Below are 19,994 nucleotides of genomic sequence, written 5' to 3'. Positions count from 1 at the left end.
CCGCGACCCTAGCGCGGGGGCTTCACGGCAGCGTGCAGCGCGACGATTCCGCCGGTGAGATTGCGCCAGCGCACCGTCGACCAGCCCGCGTCGGCGATCTGGCGCGCCAGTTGCGCCTGGTCGGGCCACGCCCGGATCGACTCGGCCAGATACACATAGGCATCCGGGTTCGACGACACCGTCCGCGCGATCCGTGGCAGCGCCTGCATCAGGTACTCCTTGTAAACCGTCGCGAACGGGCCGTTGGTCGGCGTCGAGAATTCACACACCACGAGGCGCCCGCCCGGCCGCGTCACCCGCGCCATCTCACGCAGGCCCGCGGTGTGGTCGACGACGTTGCGCAACCCGAAGCTGATCGTCACCGCGTCGAACACCCCGTCGGCGAACGGCAGCCGTGTCGCGTCACCCGCAACCTTCGGCACGGCACGACTCACCCCCGCGGCGAGCATCCCGACCGAGAAGTCCGCGGCCACACACCACGCCCCTGAGCGGGCCAGCTCCTCCGTCGACACCGCCGTGCCCGCCGCCAGGTCGAGCACGTTGTCGTCCGGTCCGATGCGCAGCGCAGACCTCGTCGCGCGCCGCCAGAACCGGTCCTGGCCGAGCGATAAGACGGTGTTGGTCAGGTCGTAGCGCCGCGCGACCGCGTCGAACATCGACGCCACTTCGCGCGGGTCTTTGTCCAGCGACGCCCTGTTCACGCCGGAAACGCTACCTGTGGAGTTGCGTAGAGCGGGAATGCCCAGCGCTGTCGTGGGCATTCTTCAAGACGTGGCTGAAAAAGTTTGGTTCATCACCGGCACATCGCGTGGCTTCGGCAGGGAATGGGCGATCGCGGCCCTGGAGCGCGGCGACAAGGTCGCTGCGACCGCACGCGATACCGCGACCCTGTCCGACCTGGCCCAGAGGTACGGCGACGCACTACTGCCGATCCAGTTGGACGTCAACGATCGCGACGCGGACTTCGCCGCGGTCAAACAGGCGCACGACCACTTCGGCAGGCTGGACATCGTCGTCAACAACGCCGGCTACGGGCACTTCGGCTTCATCGAGGAACTCACCGAGGCCGAGGCGCGCGCCCAGATCGAGACGAACCTGTTCGGCGCGCTGTGGGTCACCCAGGCCGCGCTGCCCTACCTGCGGGCACAAGGCAGCGGGCACATCATTCAGGTGTCCTCCATCGGCGGCATCACCGCCTTCCAGAACGTCGGCATCTACCACGCGTCGAAGTGGGCGCTCGAGGGGTTCTCCCAGGCGCTGGCGCAGGAGGTCTCCCCGTTCGGCGTTCATGTGACGCTGATCGAACCCGGCGGCTTCGACACCGACTGGGCGGGTCCATCGTCCAAGCGCTCGAACCCGCTGCCCGACTACAACGAGGTGCACGAGGCCGCCGACCGCGCGCGTGCGCAGCGTGTGTCGAAGCCGGGCGATCCCAAGGCGTCCGCGGCCGCGATCCTGAAGGTGGTCGACGCACCCGAGCCGCCGCTGCGCGTCTTCTTCGGCGAGGCCCCACTGCAGCTGGCCAAGAACGACTACGAGAACCGGCTCAAGACATGGGAGCAGTGGCAGCCGGTCTCGGTGCTTGCCCAAGGCTGACGACGGCGCAGTCGTGTGACGACTATGACAAACCCGTAATGATTCGCCCGTTTGCTAACGGGAACAGCGGGAACAGAAAGCCGTGCGAACTAACAGGGGGCGCGAAGAAGCTGCGTCCACTCCCGGCGGCCAGGCCATAGCGCTGGCGATACCACTTCATGACACGAACCGGCGGCCCGTTCGCGGTCCGTCGACGAAGGATGTGCAACGACGATGAAATTCCATAACTGGTTGGCCGGGGCGGTGGCGGCGCTCATGCTGCCTGCCCTGATCGCCATCGCCGGCGGGTCCGCCACCGCAGGGGCATTCTCGCGGCCGGGTCTTCCGGTTGAGACGCTGATGGTGCCGTCGGCCGCGATGGGCCGCGACATTCCGGTGAGGTTCCAGGGCGGCGGATCCAAGGCCGTCTACCTGCTCGACGGGCTGCGCGCCCGCGACGACAACAGCGGCTGGGACATCGAAACGCCGGCGTTCGAGACCTTCTACCAGTCGGGTGTGTCCGTCGTCATGCCCGTCGGCGGCATGTCGAGCTTCTACACCAACTGGCAGTCACCGGCAGTCGGCAACGGCCAGACTTACAACTACCAGTGGGAGACGTTTTTGACGTCCGAGCTGCCCGCCTACCTGGCGGCCAACAAGGGCATCTCGCAGAGCGGCAACGCGGTCGTCGGACTGTCGATGTCGGGCAATGCGGCGCTGATCCTGGCGGCCTACCATCCCAACCAGTTCCGCTACGCCGGCTCGCTGTCCGGTTTCCTGAACCCGTCCCAGGGGGTCTGGCCCACGCTGATCGGCTTCGCAATGCGCGACGCGGGCGGCTTCGACGCCACCGCGATGTGGGGTCCCGGCGGCGGACCTGCGTGGCAGCGCAACGACCCGACGCTGCAAGCCGGCAAGTTGGCGTCCAACGGCACTCGCCTGTGGGTCTACACGGGTAACGGCACCCCGACCGAGTTGGGCGGGGCAGACCTGCCCGCGACGTTCCTGGAAGGGCTGACCAAGGACAGCAACATCGCCTTCCAGAACGCTTACACGGCGGCAGGCGGACGCAACGCCAACTTCAACTTCCCGCCGAACGGCACACACAGCTGGGGATATTGGAACGCTCAGCTCACCGCCATGAAGCCGGACATTCAGCGCACGCTGGGCGCCTGACGTTCTATGCGGCCTTGACGCCGCGGGTGCCGAGCACAGCCTGGTAGTGGCCGATCAGCTCGTCGCAGATTGCCGGCCAGGTGCGGCCGAGCACGCTGCGGCGGGCTGCCAGGGAGTAGCGCTGACGCTCGGCGAGCAGGTGGTCAACCGACGTTGCGAGCCGGTCCTCGAACTCGGGTACCGGCAGCAGCAGTCCGGTGTGCATCGGCGCCACCAGGTCTCGCGGCCCACCCGCGTCGGGGGCTATGACGGGTAGGCCTGACGCCATCGCCTCCTGCACGGTCTGGCAGAAGGTCTCGTGCTCGCCAGGATGGACGAAGACGTCCATGCTGGCATAGGCGGTGGCGAGTTCCTCACCGTAGAGCGCGCCGGTGAAAACCGCGGTCGGCAAGGCGGCTTCGAGCTTGGCTCGGTCCACACCGTCGCCGACGATGACCAGCTGAAGGTCCTCGCGGCGGCCCAGCACGGCGAGGCGCTCGACGTGCTTCTCGGGAGCCAGCCGCCCGACGAAGCCGACGACCGGCCTACCGGCAGGCGACCACTTTCGGCGCAACTGCTCGTCACGTGCGGACGGTGCGTACCCGGCGATATCGACGCCACGGGCCCACTTGTGGACTCGAGGAATACGATGCGCGGCAAGGTTTTCCATTGCGGACGTCGACGGCGCCAGGGTGCGGTCGACACGGCTGTGCACCATCCGCGTCCATGCCCATGCTGCTTTCGCTGTGAAGCCTATACCGTAGCTCTCCGCGAAACCTGCTATGTCCGTTTGGAATATCGCAACGGTCGGCACGCCGAGATATCGCGCCGTATGCATACCGCCCCAGCCGAGCAGCGCAGGAGACGCCAGGTGGACGATGTCGGGGTCGAAACCCTTTAGCACGCTGACCATCCGGGGCCGGGGCACTCCCAGCGGGAGCGAGGTGATCTTCGGGAACATCCGCGAAGGCACCCGGTGTATCCGGACACCCTCGTGGACGCGGTCCGCGGGCGGATCGCGGCGCGGTGTGTCCGGGGCGATGACAAGGATCTCATGACCGTGCTGGCGGAGGTGCTCCATCACCCGAAGCACCGAGTTGGTGACGCCGTTGACATTCGGGAGGAACGATTCTGCGACGATCGCAACGCGCACATCAAGATAGTGGCATCGGCGGCTGTCTCCGGGGTTGCATCCGGGGATACGACACGCAAAGTTCTCGTGCCGATAGCCACGACCATCGCGGTCGGCGGGCGGGTAGTCTGCGCACCAAGGAAGGACGGTTGACATGCGAATTGGCCGTGCGGCCGTGGCGGCGACGGCGGCTCTGCTCATCGGCGCTGTCGGCTGCACCAACCAGATCGCCGGCACCGCGACTCCGGATCCGACGCAGCCGCCGCTGGCTCTGTCAGACGACGGATACGGCATCGTGGCGGGCTACCCTGACGCACCTGTGCAGATCGAGTTGTACACCGAACCGCAGTGCAATCACTGCGAAGAGTTGCAGTCCGCATACGGCGGGGACATCGAGCGCTCCATCAACCTCGGCGAGCTCGCGGTGACCTACCGCCCGCTGACTTTTCTGGACACCCCGAGCACCGATGAACATTCGGCGCGCGTCGCCAATGCGCTGTTTCTCGCGGTCGGAGCGCCCGAGGCGACCGACGAAGCGAACATGTCATCGGGACTGGAGTTCCAGCGGTTCGTCGAAGACCTATGGGCTCACCAGGAACCCGGCGGGCCTGGGCCCAGCGACCAGCAGATGGCGAAGATGGCGGAGGACTCGGGCCTACCTGCCGATGTCGCGGGCAGGGTAGGCGACGGTGAGGCCGCGGGCAATGTCAACATCGGTGAAATGGCGGCCTACAACTACGGCGCGCTGATCGGGATCGACCCGATAAGCACCGGTACGCCAACGGTTTACGATCTGGGCACCAAGCAGAAGGTCGACCTTCACGACAAAGACTGGCTGGCCAACTTGTTGTCCTCGGTCTGACGCGCCAGCCTGCGCTCGAAGAACGTCAACGCCGTCAGCGCCGCGCCCGCGACCAGCCAGCCGACCACCGCAATCGAGCCGGCCGGGATGATCGCCAGCGCCGCGTTGCGATCCTGCACCCGAACGAGGTCCGGGTTGTCCTTGTCGTACTCAACGTAAATTCGCATGCCCGTGTCCAATTCGGACGGATACAGCACACCGAGCTCGGGCCGGTAGGTGACGCGGTCGGGGGTGACGAACTCGACCGTCGAGCGCCGCGGTCCCGCGCTGAGCACCTCGGCCGCGGCCACGCCCATGTTGCCTTCGATCTGCCGGTCGTTGCGCCATGCGCCAAGCACCAACAGCAGTGACTGCAACGTCACCAGACACGCCACCAGCACCACGCCGATACGTATTCGACGGAAGGTCCGTTGGGTGTGAGTCTCGCCGGGCTCGCCGTACAGGTGCGGAATCACTTGCGGGAGAACGCGGCGCACCAAGCGTTTCACCCGTTCGATCACAGCGCCGCCTTGATCGATGCGTGCAGCGCCCGCAGCGACGACCGGTCGGCCTTCACCTCCAGTACCCGCATGCCGTCGAACGGTTCGTTGAGGGCGGCGGCAAGATCGCCGACCTCCATCTGGCGACTTTCCACGTGATACGCCCGGCACAGCGCGCCGACGTCCACGTCGTGCGGAGTGCCGAAGATGCGCGACGACACATCGGAGAACCGGGGGTCGCCCTGCTCGAGGAGCTCGAAAATGCCGCCGCCGTTGTCGTTGGACACCACGATCGTCAGATGAAGCGGCGTCGGCTCGGTCGGCCCGATCAACAGCCCCGAGCTGTCGTGCACGAAGGTCAGGTCACCCATCAGCGCGATCGTTCGCCCGCCGGTGCGGTCATGCGCCAGCGCAGCGCCGATCGTCGTGGACACCGTGCCGTCGATGCCGGCGACACCGCGGTTGGACCGCACCTGGAGGCCGTGCGCGTTCAAACCGACCAGCGCCGCGTCGCGAACCGGGTTCGACGCGCCCAGCACCAACTGGTCGCCCTCGCGCAACGAGCCCGCCACCGCGGCGGCGACGTGCAGCCCTGTCGTCAGCGGATGCGCGTTGAGCTGGCCGCGTACCGCCTCGGTGGCCTGCGCGTTGACCGCGGCGCAGCGCCGCAGCCAGGCCGGATTCGGCTCACCGGTGATCACGGCGCGGGTTCCCGTCGCCTGCGAGTTGCCCGAGACGTCGGGCCATCGGGGGCCGGTGGTCAGCGCGTACACCGGCACCGACGAGTCGGCGAGCAGTGCCGATACCGGCCGGTGCAGCGTCGGGCGGCCCAGCATGATCACCTGCTGCGGGCGAAGCAGGGGCAACGCCATCGGATGCAGCGGGTTGTCGGCGGGTGGGGCGGTCGGCTCGGCCACCGTCGGAAGGGCCGCCAGGTTCGGGTGCGCGCCCGCGCCGTGCCCGGCGATGACGACGGTGTCCGGTGTCAGGTCGATGTCGAGCGGCTGGTCGAACGCCACCGGCGGGGTGTAGGTCCACGGCTTGCCGCCCGGTCTTCCCTGCGGCGCGTAGGACGTCGACGGGTCCGAGTCGCGGTCGGGCACCAGCGGTTCGCGCAGCGGGATGTCGAACTGCACCGGGCCGGCGTTCGCGGTGCGAGAACCAGTGGCGGCCACCAACACTCGACATGTCGCCGATCGCCACTGCGCGTTGAACTTGTCCAGCTCACCCGGCGCCGCGCTCTTCAGATCCGGGGCGAGCCCGAGGCTGATGTTCTCCCGCATCTGGGTGCCGAAATAACCGAGCTGCTCCATCGTCTGGTTCGCGCCGGTGCCGAGCAGCTCGTACGGCCTGTTGGCCGAGAGCACGATCATCGGGACCCGCGCGTAGTTGGCCTCGACCACCGCGGGTCCGAGGTTGGCGACCGCGGTGCCCGACGTCATCGCCACGCAGACCGGAGCGCCTTCGGCCAGCGTCAGCCCGATCGCAAGGAATCCGGCGGTGCGCTCGTCGATGCGGACGTGCAGCCGGATCCGGCCCTCACGATCGGCGTCGTGCAGCGCGAACGCCAGCGGCGCGTTGCGCGAGCCGGGGCACAGCACGATGTCGCGCACGCCGCCGCGAATCAGTTCGTCGACGACGACACGGGCCTGTGCCGTCGATGGGTTCACCACTACAGCCTATTCGGCGAAGAATTTCAGCGCCGCCGCGCTCACTTCCTGCGGTTTCTCGAGGAACCCGAGGTGTCCGGCATCGGCAATCTCCAGGTAGCGGCCGTTGGGCAGCGCGTCGGCGACCTCCCGGCCCAGGTGCGGCGGCAGCGCGATGTCATCGCTGAACCCGATGACGAGCACCGGGGTCGTAATACTTCGGTAAGCCGGCAGCCGGTTGTCATGGGGTCCGACCTCGAGCTGAGCCCGCAGCCCGGGTGTCGGCTTCTGGGGCCACACGGTGAACATGTCGATCCAGTCGCGCACCGCATGGTCGTCGTTGAGCGTCTTCGGCGAGAAGCTCTCCAGTAGCCGCAGCTTCGCGTCGTAGGTGGCGGGCAGCTCGATGCCGGCGTCGGCCAGTTCGCGTTCGGCGATGCGGAAGAAGTCACGGGTGCGGTCGTGGCGGCCCCTGGTGGCCAGCAGCACGGCCGAACGGACCAGTTTCGGGCTGGCCAGCATGAGCTCCTGCGCGATGAACGAACCCATCGACAGCGCCACGATGCGCACGGGCGCGGCGTCCAGCTTCTCGATCAGCGCCGCGGTGTCGGCGACCATCTGCTCGATGCCGAAGTCGGACGCCTGCGCCGTCGCACCGATCCCCCGGTTGTCGAAGGTGATCGTCCGGTAGCCGGCTCGTTGGAAGGCCGGCACCTGATACAGATGCCAGGTGCGGCCTGCGCCGGCTCTACCGGCGATGAACAGGACCGGGTCCCCGGAGCCACTGTCGTCGTAGGCCAGATTCACCCAGCTGAGGCTACGCGAGCCCGTCGGTTGCGACGCTTCGCCCGGGCCCGGTCGATGGCGCTGTCCCACAACAGTCCCGTCGCGGCCTTCAGCTGCCTGGGCTTGATCAGATCCTTGGACATCAGCGCCGTGGCCGCTGCCTTGGTCGTCGCCGACGCCTTCGACATGTGGCCGGAGTCGAACGGCGGCTGCGGGTCGTACTCCATCGACAACTGAATGACCTTGGCACGGCCCTCGCCCCCGATCTGGCCCGCCAGCCACAGCCCCAGATCGATGCCGGCCGACACACCCGCACACGTGACTACATCGCCCTCGTGGACGATGCGCTCATCGCTGACAGCTTTGACGCCCAACGCCTTCAACGCCGAAAGCGCCGCCCAGTGCGAGGTGGCGCGCTTGCCCTCCAGCAAACCGGCGGCGGCGAGCAGTATCGAACCGGAGCACACCGACGCCGTCCACGTCGCGGTCTCATGTGTGCTTCGCAGCCAATCGAGCACCTTCTCGTCGCGGGCATGCTCCATCGTCGAGAATCCACCGGGCACGAGAACGACGTCGGGAGAGGGTGTTTCGTCGAACGAGTGCGTCGCCCCGACCACGAGCACGCCGGAGTCCGCTGTGATCGGGCCCGGCTGGTGCCACACGAAGCGCACTTCGGTGTCGGGCAGCATGCGCAGGCTCTCGTATGGTCCGATGAAGTCCAGCGCGGTGAAGCCGGGGTACAGCACGATGGCGATCTGCATGATTGCTCCTCTAGGCGAATGCTTTGCGGTACTGGTCGGGCGAAATGCCCATTCTTCGAACGAAATTGCGGCGCAGGGTCTCTGCGGTTCCGAAGCCGCAGCGTGCGGCGATGACGGTGACGGTGTCGTCGGTCTCCTCCAATTGCCGACGCGCCGCCTCGGTGCGGATGCGTTCGACGTATGCGCCCGGCGCCTCGCCCACCTCGCCGGTGAACACCCGGGTGAAATGCCGCGGGCTCATCGATGCGCGACGCGCCAAATCACAAATGCTGTGCGCGGCAGCGGGTTCGGCCTCGATAGACTCCTGAACCTCGCGGATCGGCGCCCGCTTCGCGCGGGGCATCCACACCGGCGCCGCGAACTGGCTCTGCCCGCCGGGCCGCCGCAGGTACAGCACGAGGTACCGCGCCACCGTCTGCGCCACCTCGGTGCCGTGGTCTTCCTCGACCAGTGCCAGCGCCAGGTCGATCCCGGCGGTGACCCCGGCCGCCGTCCACACCGTCGGCGAACTCCGTACGAAGATCGGATCGGGATCGACTGCTATGGAGGGGAATTCGCGGGCGAGATCATCCGCGAAGGCCCAGTGCGTGGTCGCCCGGCAGCCGTCCAGCAATCCCGCCTCCGCCGCCAGGAACGCACCGGTGCAGACGCTGACGACCCTGCGGGCGGTGCCGTACACCGCCTTCACCCAGTCGACGAGCGCGGCGTTCTTCCGTGCCTCGTCCAGGCCCCAACCACCGGGAAGCACGACGGTGTCGATGGGCCCGTCCGGGTCGGGAAGGGGTTGCGCGACGAGCACGAGCCCGGTGCCGGTGGCGACCTGCTGACCGTCGACGGACGCGATGGTCACGTCGTAACCGTCGTCGGCGCGGTTCTGGGCGGCCAGTTTCAGCGTTGCGCCGGTGAACACGTCGAACGGCCCGGCCACGTCCAGCGCCTGAACACCGGGATAGCCGAGGATCACCACCGATCGCGTCACGGTTCCAGTGTCGACCCGCGACATCGTTGTCGTCTACGCCCTGTACCCCACAGATCAGGACACGCCGTCGATTGTCGCCGAACGGCCAGACCAGCGCGGAATGATCATTAACATAGACGCGTGCTTGCCACGCTGCAGAAGTTTCTACGCCTGGAAATGACGATCGCCGAGTGGATCGGGACGGCCGTCCTCGCCGCGACTGCCTACCTGGTGATCGGCGTGATGTGGTCGGCCACCCATACCGCCCACCTCGGCGGACTGACCGGAACCGATCGCACGATGTCGATTCTCGGCTCGGTCGTCAGCTGGCCGGAGTTGCTGTTCTCAGATGTCTGCTTGGCATGACCGGCACCCGTATCGAGGTCACCAGGCGGACCGCGCGCTGGGATCCCGAGGCCGAGGTCTCTGTGAAGGAGGCCATGGACTTCTGGTCGTTCGCCGGCGCGGCGGCCAACGTGGTCATGCAATTGGCATCACCCGGTGTCGGATACGGCGTCGTGGAGAGCAAGGTCGACTCGGGCAGCATCCTCGTACATCCGTGGAAGAGGCTCCGTACGACGTCGCAGTACCTTGCGGTCGCGGTGTTCGGCTCCGATGAGGACCGTGCCGCGTTCCGTGCGGCGGTCGACGGAGTTCACCGCCAGGTGATCTCCACCGCCGAGAGCCCGGTGACGTACAGCGGATTCGACCGCGAGCTGCAAATGTGGGTGGCGGCATGCCTTTTCGTCGGTCTCGAGGACACCTACACGTTGCTGCGCGGCGAGATGACGGCCGACCAGGCCGAGCAGTTCTACCGCTCATCGTGGACGTTGGGCACGACCCTGCAGGTCACCGAGGATCAATGGCCGGCGACGCGTACCGAGTTCGACGCCTACTGGGACAACGCGTGCAAGCAGGTCGTCATCGACGCTCCCGTCCGCGAGTATCTGCTCGATCTGATCAACCTGCGGATGATCAACCCTGTTGTGGGGCTGCCCTTTCGGCCACTGCTGAAGTTCCTCACGAACGGCTTCCTCGCTCCAGTCTTCAGGGACGCGTTGGGTCTGCGCTGGAGTAAGGGCAAGCAGCGCCGCTTCGAATGGCTTTTCGTTCTCGTCGCTTTCGCGAATCGGTTTCTGCCGGTGTTCGTCCGCCAGGGCGGTAGCTTCATCGTTCTGGCCGACGTGCGCAGGCGGATCCGCGCACACACCAGCCTGGTGTGACGGTGGCCGCCCTGCGTCGGCTGTTGAGTCGGAAGGTGAGCATCGAGGCGATGCTCGAGTTCGCCATGTGGATCGCGATCCCCTACCTCGTCGTCGGTATCGTCTGGACGTTCCTCAACGCCGACGACGTTGCGCGGATCGAAGACCGGCTACACACACGCATGCCCGCGGGCGCCGAACTCGCGGCGTTCGGAGCGACGACCGCGCTGTGGCCGTTCCTGCTATTCGGCCACGAGGTCTGCGCGTCCTGATTCATAGCAGGCCGTGATTCGGTCGATCCACCACTGACGCCGATCGGGCGGTGCCGCCAACGCCTGCAGCCGAGCCAGATCGGGAGTGACGGTCGCGACGGGCAGATAGCCGTCGACGGGCGTCATCGGTTCGGCGACGTCGTCGACGAACAACCCGCCGGTGCCCAGCCCGCAGGCGTGCCGAAGCTCCGGCAATGCACCGGCGGCCAGCAGGCCCCGGCCGATGCCGACCGCCGAGTCGAGCGCGCTCGACACCACCACCGGGATGTCGATCTGCCGGGCGATGGCCAGCATCCTGGCGACGCCACCCAATGGCGCGACCTTCAGCACGGCGATGTCGGCGGCGCCGGACCGCACGACGTGTAAGGGGTCCTCGGCCTTGCGGATGCTCTCGTCGGCGGCGATCGGCACCTCGACGAGCCGACGCAGTTCGGCCAGTTCCGGCACCGTCGCGCAGGGCTGCTCGAGGTACTCCAGCGGCCCGTCAGCGGTCAACGCCGCGGCCGCGGCGGCTGCCTCGGCGACGCTCCAACCGCCGTTGGCGTCGACCCGAACCGTCGACACGTGCTCGCGGACGGCGTTGACGCGGGCCACGTCGTCGGCGAGCGTCTGGCCCGGCTCGGCGACCTTCACCTTGGCGGTGCGGGCGCCGGGGAACCGCGCCAGAACTTCGGGTACCCGGGCGGCGGGGACGGCCGGGACCGTCGCGTTGATCGGAATCCGGTCGCGGTGCGTCGGCGGCGGCGGTCTGTATGCAGCCTCGACAGCCGCGGCCAGCCAGGCCGCCGCTTCTGGCGGCTGGTACTCGGGGAAGGCACCGAACTCGCCCCAGCCCGCCGGCCCGTCGATCAGCGCCAGCTCGCGAACGGTGATGCCTCGGAACTTCACCCGCATCGGCAGCGCGACGACATGCATGCGATCGACGATCTCCGTTACTGACGGCACAGGGTCAATGATTCCTGACGTCATGGCCCGGTCATTTTTCGGTAATGACTTCGGGGATTAGAAAGCATCGCCATCGGATACATTTAAGTTACTTAACTACCGCAGAACCCTGAGGTGCGCCATGAATGTCTCCCTTCCCTCTTACGCCGTCGCAGGCATCGCCGGCGACAACAACCCGTTGGGTTCGCGCACACCAGCGCGTAGCGGAGGGCGTCGATAGTGATGGCAACTCGTACTTTGGCTTCGACTGCTTTGGCGGTCACCGCGACCGGTGTGCTGGGCGGCCTGGCGAGCCGCCCGGCACAGTCGACGTGGTACCGGGCGCTCAAGAAGCCGCCGTATCAGCCTCCGAGGCAGGCCTTTCCGATTGTCTGGCCCATCCTGTATGCAGACATCGCGGCCGTGTCGGCGTCGACACTCGACGACCTCGACGACCGCGGGCAATCCGGCGAGCGACGCGCATACCTCGCCGCGCTGGCCGCCAACCTGGTGCTCAACGGCAGTTGGTCATGGCTGTTCTTCACCAAGCGTCGGCTCGGCACGTCGGCAATCGTCGCCGGAATATTGACGGTCAGCAGTGCCGACCTGACCCGCCGCGCGGCCTCCGTTCGCGGTACCCGCGCAGCACCGCTTGCGCTCTATCCGCTGTGGTGCGCGTTCGCGAGCGTTCTGTCCACCCATATCTGGAAGCTCAATCGACACTGATGAAGATCACCAGGCTGCCCGGCCAGATTGCGGAATCCGTCCTGTCGATCCTCGGCATTCGAATCGGCACCGAAGAGCCGCACTACATCAGCGCACCGCTCACCGACCATGTCGAGTTGCGCAAGTACGGTCCCCGCATCGCGGCCGAAACGACGGTCGCCGCAGACGAGGCCCACGCCCGCAACATCGGGTTCCGGCGCCTGGCCAACTACATCTTCGGCGGCAACCACCGCGATCAAGAGATCTCCATGACCGCACCGGTCGCCCAGCAGTCCGGCGGCGACGGCATCGCGATGACGGCTCCTGTCGGCCAATCACGGACGTCCGAGCACCGTTGGACGATCCGATTCTTCATGCCGTCCAAGTGGACGATGGACACGCTTCCGGCGCCCGACGACGACAACGTCGCGTTGGTGACCGTGCCGGGAGAGACGGTGGCGGTGCTGCGGTTCAGCGGCGACCGCAGCGCTCCCGCCGTCACGGCTAAGACCGAGAAACTGGCGAAGATCCTGCGCGACAAAGGAATCGAGTCGACGGGCGAACCCGTTGCGTGGTTCTACGATCCTCCGTGGACGCTTCCGTTCCGGCGCCGCAACGAGATCGCCATGCCTGTGAAGAGCTGAAGGTCAGGCGGATTCGATACAGGACTGCAGCTTCATCGCCTTCCACGGCCGCCGGCCGCCGACGATCCGGAGACCGCGCCGCACTGCCGTCACGGGACCGATGCGGTCGAGAAGCATCGCCGCCAACGTCGCGGCCGGCACCTTCACGACGGCATCGGGCCGGTCGCCCGGCCGACGTGCGCGCATCTCGACGGCGCCGTCGCGCACGCGGACGACATACGGGCGCGCATCTGGAACCTGCAAGGCGATGCAGATGTCGGTGCGGGGGTCCATATCTGCTCGCGCGTATACCGGCGCTACCTCGGCGGCCTCGCGCAGGTAGAGGAGCATGTCGCGCTCGCTGATGTCCCAGGGCGCGCCGATGGACCGGGCGATGTCGTCTCCGTGCAAGATCAATTCACCGAGCCAGTTGATCTGAACGACGGGCCCGGAAATTATTGCACCGCAGTGGAACTCACCGGCAAAGTCGTCGCGAAGGCCGTCGAACCAAGCATCCTCATCGGCTCCAACGCTTCGAGCTGGTCGACCAGTTCGGATATCGGCGCCATCTGCGCCTCCATCTCGTCCTGGTTGAGTCGATCGAGCTCACGCGGATTCTTGGCGCGGCGAAAATCACCGGTCTCGATGAACGATCGGTACCGCAGCGCAACGCAGAGCACATGCGCGACGACCTGTTGAACCGTCCAGGCCAAACCCGGCCGAGTGGCATGTGGATCTGCAGAGCGGGCGAGTCGATAGAACCGCTGGCGCATCACCTCGATGCGGTCCCTCAACTCGTCACGATCGGTATCGACGATGGCGCCGTTGTCGGTGTCGTTCATGCCGGCCTCCATACTCTAGTCTGGAGCGATAAGTTACTCCACATTGGAGTATTGTCAACAGATGACTTCCAAGCCGACCACCACATCGTTCGCGCTGCTGGGCCTGCTCGGCATCAAATCGTGGACCGCGTACGAAATGGTCGCCCAGATCAAACGCGGGATGTATCTTTTCTGGCCGCGATCGGAGGCTCATCTTTACGCGGAGCTCAAGCGTCTCGTCGAGCGGGGACACGCCACCGCCGAGGTCGTCGAGGGTGCACGGCGACAGCGCACGCAATACACGATCACGCCCGAAGGACGGGCAGCACTCGGCGAGTGGTTCGGCACCGAGCCCAGCGCACCCATCGTCGAGGTCGAGGGCTTTCTCCGGATGTTCCTCGGGGACCAGACGTCGAAGGACAGCCTTCGCGAGTCGCTGGAAGTCACCGCTCGGCAAGCGCGAGAGGTCTACACGGCGGGCTACGCGGTCACCCGAGAAATTCTCGAGACCGGTGGTCCGTTCCCCCACCGGCTTCACCTCGTCGAACCATTGGCGCTGTTCATGGACGACTTCTACCGCCTGCTGGTCAAATGGTGCGAACGGACCATCGCCGAGATCGACGAATGGCCAGATACCCGGGATGTCGGACTGACGCAGGAAACGCGCAAGCGGTTGGAGCGGATGCTCGCTCAGCCCGACCCGTAGACCTGTCGGCCCGCCAGGTACGTCGCACGGACCTCCAGATCGGCGATCTTTTCCACAGGCACTGCGCGCGGATCTGCCGACAGCACAACGAAATCCGCGTACTTGCCGACCTCCAGCGAGCCGATCGCGTCGTCGCTGAACAGCTGCCATGCCGCGTCGATCGTCTGAGCCCGGATGGCCTGCTCGACGGTGAGCAGCTGCTCGGGCCCGAGCACCCGGCCACTCGGTGCGGTCCTCGTCGCCGCGACGCTGATGTTGCGCAGCGGCTCCTCGGGCGTGACGGGCGGGTCGTTGTGCAGCGAGATGCGCATGCCGGTGGCGACCGCGGAACCGCATGGCATCCAACGTGATCCGTGTTCGGCCCCGAACAGGCCGTCGACGATGATGTCGCCCCAATAGTGGATTTGATCGACGAAAATGCTGCAGGTGACACCGAGATCGGCTGCGCGCTGCAGTTGTTCGTCGCTGATCGCGCCGACGTGCTCGAGCCGCAGCCGGTGGTCGGCGCGCGGATGTTTCTTCAACGCCTCCTCGTAGACGTCGAGGATGGTGTCGACACCCTTGTCCCCCTGCACGTGACACGCCATCTGCCATCCCAGCGGGAAGTAGGCCTCGACGATCTCGGTGAGCTGCTCGCGGGTGTAGTTCGCATGCCCGCAGGAGCCCGGCACCACACCGATCGTGCGGGTGGCGGCGGTGTCCAGATACGGGAAGGACAGGTCGATGTTGCCGATCCACGGCGAGCCGTCGACCCAGATCTTGATGCCGACCTGACGCACCGTGTCGTCGCCGTTGTCCACCATCTCGTCGGTGGCCATCTTCGCGGTCGACATCTCGTAGGTGCGCAACCGGACCGTCAGTTGGTCGCGCAACTGGTCGAGCATCGGCCGGAACATCGGGTCGAAGGCCATCTCCGAACACGTCGTCAGGCCGGCCCGGTTGAGCCGCGCGCACTCGGCGAGCAGCATCGCCGGGTAGTCGCTCGGCTGGATGGCGCCGGTCAGCAGCGGGAACACCGCACCGGTTTCCTCCGCGGTGCCGTCCAACTCGCCGGAGGCGTCGTGGCCGTATTGGGCGCCCTTGGGGTCGGGAGTGTCGCGGGTCAGCCCGGTCCGATCCGCCGCCGCTGTGTTGAAGAACGCCTTGTGGCCTGAGTTGTGAATGACGACCAGCGGGCTGTCGGGCGCGATGCCGTTGAGCCAGTCGAGCGTCGGCTCGGGAAGACCGGCCTGCAGTAGCGGGTCCCAGCCGTTGAGATAGGCGCCTTCGGCGCCGCGCTTGGCCACCTCCGCCTTGACCGCAGCAACGACGGCGTCGGCGTCGGCAATCGTCACCGGCCGGATGTCGACCAGCCGGTCCGACAACGCGATGGCCTCCATCAGCGGGTGTCCGTGCGCTTCGATCAGTCCGGGCAATACGCAGCCGTCGCCGATGTCGAGCACCTCGGTGTCGGGTCCGATGAGCGGGTCGATGTCGGCCCTGCTGCCGACGGCCGTTATCCGGCCACCCGCAACAGCCAGCGCCTGTGCGGTGGGTTGTGAGTCGTCGACCGTCAGCACGGTTCCGTGGATGACTAGCTCAGCGTTGGGCACGGGGCAATCTTCCTCGAAGGGTCCGCCGAGAACGCATACCGACGCGCCCAGCCCAGGCCGCGGAGGCCTGGGCTGGGGTTGGGAGAGATTTCCGTTATCGGCGGGTCAGCCACCGAGCGCGGTGGCCTGAGCCTCCATCGACGCGGCGCTCGCCTCGAGAGAGGCCGCCTGGTTCTCCAGATCGGCCCTCGCCGGGGTACCCGGGAGCTGCAACGTCGCGTTGATACGGATCTGCTGGGCCTGCTGACGCAGGCTGGCGGCTTGGGCCTTGAGGCCGGCGGCCTGCTTGGCGTTCGCGGCCTTTGTCGCGGCCGCATCGTCGTCAGCCTTCTTCTTTGCGGCGGCTTCCTCGTCGGCCTTCTTCTGTGCGTCGGCCTTGGCCCGCGCATCGGCTTTGGCCTGCTCGTCGCCGTTGTTCTGAGCTGGTGTCTGCTGCTGCACCGGAGCCTGCTGCTGAGCCGGAGCCTGCTGCTGCACCGGAGCCTGCTGCGCGGGCACCTGCGCAACGGGCGCCTGCGCAACCGGCGCACGGCCGGGGATCGTGATGACGCGGGGCGACGGGTTGTTCACGACGACCGGCGCACTCGGCGTCGAGGTGCCAAGGGACGGGATGTTGATCTCCGACGGGATGTTGAAGACGGTGCTGGGCGCGCTCTGCGCGCTGGTGTTCTCCACACCGGCGTTGTGCTTCATGCCGAGCACGACCGCGAAGGCGCCGATACCGACGGCGAGCAGGGCCAGCGCTCCTGCGGCCATCTTCATGCCGGAACCGGAATTCTGCGGGGCGACCGGCATCGGGGCGTACTGCGGCTGCGGAACCTGCGCGTAGTAGGTATTTGGCTGGCCGTAGTAGCTGTTCTGGGGGCCGTAGTAGCTGTTCATGATCTCTCCTGTAGGCGGTGGTGCTTCCCGGTTTGGGCTGCTCTCACGGGTAGGAGCGATGGATCGACGGCAGTCGCACACTTTTCTGGAAACTTTTTGGAGATTTTTTCGACAGCCCTGTCGAATCCGCCCGGTTGTCGTTCGACGTGTCAACGAGGGCACGATGGACGCGCCCCTTCCACCACTAAGAAGGAGACAGAAGATGTCGCGCTACATGCTGATCATGCGGTCCACCCCCGAGGCCGAGGTGGCGATGGCGGAGCAGAACATCGACTTCGACCAAATCATCGAAGCGATGGGCCGCTTCAACGAGGAGCTCATCAAGGCCGGCGTGATGCTGGCCGGTGAGGGCCTGACCGGACCCGAGGAGGGCTTCGTCGTCGACTTCAACGCCGATCCGCCGGTCGTCACCGACGGCCCGTACACCGAGGCCAAGGAGCTGTTCAACGGGTTCTGGATCCTCGACGTGTCGTCAAAGGAAGAGGCCAAGCAGTGGGCGCAGAAGGTGCCGCTGGGCAAGGGCGTCAAGCTCGAGGTGCGCCGGGTGTCCGAGACCGAGGAGTTTCCGGCGGATAACCCGTGGATCGAGAAGGAGATCCAGTGGAGGGCCGAACTGGCCGAGAAGATCGCGGCGCAGGCGCGCGCGGACGCCGACAATTTCGGCAGCTGATGCATACCTACCTGGCGCGGATCCTGATGGGTCCGCGCCAGGTTGCGTCGGGGTCGACGACGTCGCCGCCCTGGGTGATCTCCACGTCGCCTGTCCTGGCAAGGTCTCGTGCGACGTCGCGGGCCTGCTCCATCAGATCGCGCCAGTCATCACCGCCGACGGCGCGAGCGGCATCCGACGGGCAGATGCTCTTCACCGGGCCTCGTTCACGGGTCAGGTCGAGGATCGCGATCCGCAGCCGCTGCTCACTCATGGCTTCGAGTCAAGACGAATCCCACGGCCCTTGCCACCATTTCTATAACACGTTCTAGTCTGTCTTGTATGACTCAGGCTGATGCCTCCTCACGCGAGCGTTCGTCGGGCGACCTGCTGCGCCATCCACTGCACTCCGGCCACCTCACGGTGGGTGCCCTCAAGCGGAACAGGGACAAGCCCGTGCTGTTCCTCGGCGACACCACCCTGACCGGTGGTGAACTCGCCGACCGCATCAGCCAGTACATTCAGGCGTTCGAGGCGCTCGGTGCCGGCAACGGCGTCGCAACAGGTCTGCTGTCGCTCAACCGGCCAGAGGTGCTGATGATCCTCGGCGCCGGCCAGACCCAGGGCTACCGGCGCACGGCGCTACACCCGCTCGGCTCACTGGACGACCACGCATACGTGTTGAACGACGCGGGTGTCACGTCGCTGATCATCGACCCGAACCCGATGTTCGTGGAGCGCGCGCAGGGGCTGTTGGAGAAGGTGCCGGGCCTCAAGCAGGTCCTGACGATCGGACCGGTGCCCGACGCGCTCTCCGACGTGGCCGTCGACCTGACCGCCGAAGCCGCGAAGTACTCTCCGAAACCGGTGGTCGCCGCCGACCTGCCGCCCGACCACATCGGCGGCATGGCGTACACCGGCGGTACCACCGGCAAACCCAAGGGTGTGATCGGCACGGTGGCGTCGATCACCACGATGACGACGATCCAGCTCGCCGAGTGGGAATGGCCCGAGCGGCCGAACTTCCTGATGTGCACGCCGCTGTCGCATGCGGGTGCGGCGTTCTTCGTGCCGACCATCATCAAAGGCGGCCAGCTCTTCGTGCTGACCAAGTTCGACCCGGCCGAGGTGCTCAGGACCATCGAGGAGCAGAGGATCACGGCGACGATGCTGGTGCCGTCGATGATCTACGCGCTGATGGACCACCCGGACTCGCACACGCGTGACCTGTCGTCGCTGGAGACGGTGTACTACGGCGCGTCGGCGATGAACCCCGTGCGGTTGCGCGAGGCGATCGACCGGTTCGGTCCCATCTTCGCCCAGTACTACGGACAGTCCGAGGCCCCGATGGTGATCACCTATCTGCCCAAGGGTGATCACGACGAGAAGAGGCTGACGTCGTGCGGGCGGCCGACGGTGTTCGCCCGCACCGCACTGCTCGACGAGAACGGAAACCCGGTGCCGCAGGGCGAAGTCGGCGAGATCTGCGTCAGTGGACCGCTGGTCTCCGGCGGCTACTGGAACAAGCCCGAGGCGACGGCCGAGACATTCCGGGACGGCTGGATGCACACCGGCGATCTGGCCCGCGAGGACTCCGACGGGTTCTGGTACATCGTCGACCGCACCAAGGACATGATCGTCACGGGCGGCTTCAACGTCTTCCCGCGCGAGGTGGAAGACGTTGTGGCCGAACACCCTTCGGTCGCCCAGGTCTGCGTCATCGGCACACCGGACGAGAAGTGGGGCGAGGCGGTGACCGCGGTGATCGTGCTGCGGCCCGACGCGGCGAGCGACGACGAAGCGGTCGCGAAGCTGACGGCCGAGATTCAGGCCGCGGTCAAGGACCGCAAGGGTTCGGTGCAATCGCCAAAACAGGTGATCGTCGTCGACTCGGTGCCGGTAACGGCGCTCGGCAAGCCGGACAAGAAGGCGGTGCGCGCGCAGTTCTGGGAGGGCGCGGGCCGCGCCGTCGGCTGAGTCGTTCTGCGAGCAGGGCACCATAGGCGTGTGCCGACGACCGATCTACGCCACACCGTCGACGCCGTCTGGCGGATGGAGGCCGCCAAGATCGTCGCGACGCTGACCCGGACCGTCGGGGACGTCGGGCTGGCCGAGGACCTGGCGCAGGAGGCCCTCGTCGACGCGCTGACGCAATGGCCGACCAGCGGCGTGCCCCCCAACGCCGGGGCAAGGCTGACCACGGTCGCCAAGCGCCAGGCGATCGACCACAGGCGCCGGCAGGACAACCACGACACGAAGTA

General features: G+C 66.8%; 25 protein-coding genes. 12 read left to right on the top strand and 13 right to left on the bottom strand.

Features of this window, described 5'->3' with window-relative positions; genetic code table 11:
• Positions 1-8 precede the first annotated feature (8 nt).
• Positions 9-701 carry a demethylmenaquinone methyltransferase gene (locus QOC76_RS15645; protein ID WP_526357874.1) on the bottom strand — a complete coding sequence of 231 codons (693 nt, stop codon included), beginning with the start codon at positions 699-701 and terminating at the stop codon, positions 9-11.
• Positions 702-771: 70 nt separating this feature from the next.
• Here QOC76_RS15645 and QOC76_RS15640 point away from each other — a divergent pair, with 70 nt between their 5' ends.
• Both QOC76_RS15640 and QOC76_RS15635 read left to right on the top strand, forming a co-directional pair.
• A complete protein-coding gene (locus tag QOC76_RS15640) occupies positions 772-1,596 on the top strand; it encodes an SDR family oxidoreductase (protein WP_526357872.1) in 825 nt (274 codons plus the stop codon).
• Positions 1,597-1,809: 213 nt separating this feature from the next.
• A complete protein-coding gene (locus tag QOC76_RS15635; RefSeq protein ID WP_526357870.1) occupies positions 1,810-2,751 on the top strand; it encodes an alpha/beta hydrolase in 942 nt (313 codons plus the stop codon).
• Between the two features lie 4 nt (positions 2,752-2,755).
• On the opposite strand, the gene QOC76_RS15630 is transcribed toward QOC76_RS15635, so the two are convergent.
• Positions 2,756-3,883 (bottom strand): glycosyltransferase family 4 protein, encoded by a 1,128-nt coding sequence (locus QOC76_RS15630; RefSeq protein ID WP_526357868.1) that lies wholly within the window; start codon positions 3,881-3,883, stop codon positions 2,756-2,758.
• A 133-nt stretch (positions 3,884-4,016) separates the two neighbouring features.
• Between QOC76_RS15630 and QOC76_RS15625 the strand changes: the two genes are divergently transcribed.
• Complete coding sequence (locus tag QOC76_RS15625; protein WP_526357866.1) at positions 4,017-4,724, top strand: DsbA family protein; 708 nt, start codon at positions 4,017-4,019, stop codon at positions 4,722-4,724.
• On the opposite strand, the gene QOC76_RS15620 is transcribed toward QOC76_RS15625, so the two are convergent.
• Genes QOC76_RS15620 through QOC76_RS15600 form a run of 5 tightly spaced genes read right to left on the bottom strand, consistent with a single transcriptional unit; the run spans position 4,682 to position 9,378 of the window.
• Positions 4,682-5,224, bottom strand: a complete 543-nt coding sequence (locus tag QOC76_RS15620; RefSeq protein ID WP_526357864.1) for a DUF3592 domain-containing protein — start codon at positions 5,222-5,224, stop codon at positions 4,682-4,684. The two genes, QOC76_RS15625 and QOC76_RS15620, sit on opposite strands and share 43 nt — an antisense overlap.
• A complete protein-coding gene (gene menD, locus QOC76_RS15615) occupies positions 5,221-6,873 on the bottom strand; it encodes a 2-succinyl-5-enolpyruvyl-6-hydroxy-3-cyclohexene-1-carboxylic-acid synthase (protein WP_526357862.1) in 1,653 nt (550 codons plus the stop codon). The genes QOC76_RS15620 and menD overlap by 4 nt, the downstream gene beginning before the upstream one ends.
• 9 nt (positions 6,874-6,882) lie before the next feature.
• Complete coding sequence (locus QOC76_RS15610; RefSeq protein WP_526357860.1) at positions 6,883-7,659, bottom strand: alpha/beta fold hydrolase; 777 nt, start codon at positions 7,657-7,659, stop codon at positions 6,883-6,885.
• The gene (locus QOC76_RS15605; RefSeq protein WP_526357858.1) at positions 7,656-8,399 is read right to left on the bottom strand and encodes a DJ-1/PfpI family protein; all 744 of its coding nucleotides are present in this window, start codon (positions 8,397-8,399) and stop codon (positions 7,656-7,658) included. Before QOC76_RS15605 ends, QOC76_RS15610 begins: the two co-directional genes overlap by 4 nt.
• Positions 8,400-8,409: 10 nt before the next feature.
• Positions 8,410-9,378 carry a GlxA family transcriptional regulator gene (locus tag QOC76_RS15600; RefSeq protein ID WP_526357856.1) on the bottom strand — a complete coding sequence of 323 codons (969 nt, stop codon included), beginning with the start codon at positions 9,376-9,378 and terminating at the stop codon, positions 8,410-8,412.
• 120 nt (positions 9,379-9,498) lie between these two features.
• Between QOC76_RS15600 and QOC76_RS15595 the strand changes: the two genes are divergently transcribed.
• The 3 genes from QOC76_RS15595 to QOC76_RS15585 are packed head-to-tail and all read left to right on the top strand — an operon-like array spanning position 9,499 to position 10,831.
• Positions 9,499-9,723 (top strand): hypothetical protein, encoded by a 225-nt coding sequence (locus QOC76_RS15595; RefSeq protein WP_526357854.1) that lies wholly within the window; start codon positions 9,499-9,501, stop codon positions 9,721-9,723.
• Positions 9,720-10,580, top strand: a complete 861-nt coding sequence (locus QOC76_RS15590; RefSeq protein ID WP_526357852.1) for an oxygenase MpaB family protein — start codon at positions 9,720-9,722, stop codon at positions 10,578-10,580. The genes QOC76_RS15595 and QOC76_RS15590 overlap by 4 nt, the downstream gene beginning before the upstream one ends.
• Before the next feature lie 35 nt (positions 10,581-10,615).
• On the top strand, positions 10,616-10,831 hold the full coding sequence (locus QOC76_RS15585; RefSeq protein ID WP_526357850.1) for a hypothetical protein: 216 nt from the start codon (positions 10,616-10,618) through the stop codon (positions 10,829-10,831).
• On the opposite strand, the gene QOC76_RS15580 is transcribed toward QOC76_RS15585, so the two are convergent.
• Complete coding sequence (locus QOC76_RS15580; protein WP_526357848.1) at positions 10,802-11,776, bottom strand: o-succinylbenzoate synthase; 975 nt, start codon at positions 11,774-11,776, stop codon at positions 10,802-10,804. The genes QOC76_RS15585 and QOC76_RS15580 overlap by 30 nt on opposite strands.
• 222 nt (positions 11,777-11,998) lie before the next feature.
• Between QOC76_RS15580 and QOC76_RS15575 the strand changes: the two genes are divergently transcribed.
• Both QOC76_RS15575 and QOC76_RS15570 read left to right on the top strand, forming a co-directional pair.
• Positions 11,999-12,481 carry a TspO/MBR family protein gene (locus QOC76_RS15575; RefSeq protein ID WP_526357846.1) on the top strand — a complete coding sequence of 161 codons (483 nt, stop codon included), beginning with the start codon at positions 11,999-12,001 and terminating at the stop codon, positions 12,479-12,481.
• Positions 12,481-13,104 carry a heme-binding protein gene (locus QOC76_RS15570; protein WP_526357844.1) on the top strand — a complete coding sequence of 208 codons (624 nt, stop codon included), beginning with the start codon at positions 12,481-12,483 and terminating at the stop codon, positions 13,102-13,104. Before QOC76_RS15575 ends, QOC76_RS15570 begins: the two co-directional genes overlap by 1 nt.
• A gap of 3 nt (positions 13,105-13,107) precedes the next feature.
• Here the strand turns inward: QOC76_RS15570 and QOC76_RS15565 are convergent, their stop codons facing one another.
• Positions 13,108-13,500, bottom strand: coding sequence for a hypothetical protein (locus tag QOC76_RS15565; RefSeq protein ID WP_526357842.1), 393 nt, complete (start codon positions 13,498-13,500; stop codon positions 13,108-13,110).
• A gap of 38 nt (positions 13,501-13,538) precedes the next feature.
• The gene (locus tag QOC76_RS15560; RefSeq protein WP_526357840.1) at positions 13,539-13,925 is read right to left on the bottom strand and encodes a hypothetical protein; all 387 of its coding nucleotides are present in this window, start codon (positions 13,923-13,925) and stop codon (positions 13,539-13,541) included.
• Between the two features lie 61 nt (positions 13,926-13,986).
• Here QOC76_RS15560 and QOC76_RS15555 point away from each other — a divergent pair, with 61 nt between their 5' ends.
• Positions 13,987-14,610, top strand: a complete 624-nt coding sequence (locus QOC76_RS15555) for a PadR family transcriptional regulator (RefSeq protein ID WP_526357838.1) — start codon at positions 13,987-13,989, stop codon at positions 14,608-14,610.
• Here the strand turns inward: QOC76_RS15555 and QOC76_RS15550 are convergent.
• Entirely contained in the window at positions 14,595-16,025 is a 1,431-nt protein-coding gene (locus QOC76_RS15550; protein ID WP_526357836.1) for an amidohydrolase, read from the bottom strand. The genes QOC76_RS15555 and QOC76_RS15550 overlap by 16 nt on opposite strands.
• A gap of 282 nt (positions 16,026-16,307) precedes the next feature.
• Positions 16,308-17,084: a hypothetical protein gene (locus QOC76_RS15545; protein ID WP_526357834.1), complete on the bottom strand. Its 777-nt coding sequence runs from the start codon at positions 17,082-17,084 to the stop codon at positions 16,308-16,310.
• Between the two features lie 202 nt (positions 17,085-17,286).
• On the opposite strand from QOC76_RS15545, the gene QOC76_RS15540 reads away from it, so the two are divergent.
• On the top strand, positions 17,287-17,754 hold the full coding sequence (locus QOC76_RS15540; RefSeq protein ID WP_526357832.1) for a YciI family protein: 468 nt from the start codon (positions 17,287-17,289) through the stop codon (positions 17,752-17,754).
• A 7-nt stretch (positions 17,755-17,761) separates the two neighbouring features.
• On the opposite strand, the gene QOC76_RS15535 is transcribed toward QOC76_RS15540, so the two are convergent.
• Positions 17,762-18,007 carry a DUF3253 domain-containing protein gene (locus QOC76_RS15535; RefSeq protein ID WP_526357830.1) on the bottom strand — a complete coding sequence of 82 codons (246 nt, stop codon included), beginning with the start codon at positions 18,005-18,007 and terminating at the stop codon, positions 17,762-17,764.
• Positions 18,008-18,075: 68 nt separating this feature from the next.
• Here QOC76_RS15535 and fadD8 point away from each other — a divergent pair, with 68 nt between their 5' ends.
• The gene (gene fadD8, locus QOC76_RS15530) at positions 18,076-19,710 is read left to right on the top strand and encodes a fatty-acid--CoA ligase FadD8 (protein ID WP_526357828.1); all 1,635 of its coding nucleotides are present in this window, start codon (positions 18,076-18,078) and stop codon (positions 19,708-19,710) included.
• Positions 19,711-19,785: 75 nt separating this feature from the next.
• Positions 19,786-19,994: sigma factor (locus QOC76_RS15525; RefSeq protein ID WP_526357922.1), on the top strand; the 209-nt coding region annotated here is incomplete at its 3' end.

Source organism: Mycobacterium sp. (assembly GCF_032159565.1).
GTDB lineage: Bacteria > Actinomycetota > Actinomycetes > Mycobacteriales > Mycobacteriaceae > Mycobacterium.
This window is presented reverse-complemented; position numbering and strand designations above follow the sequence as displayed.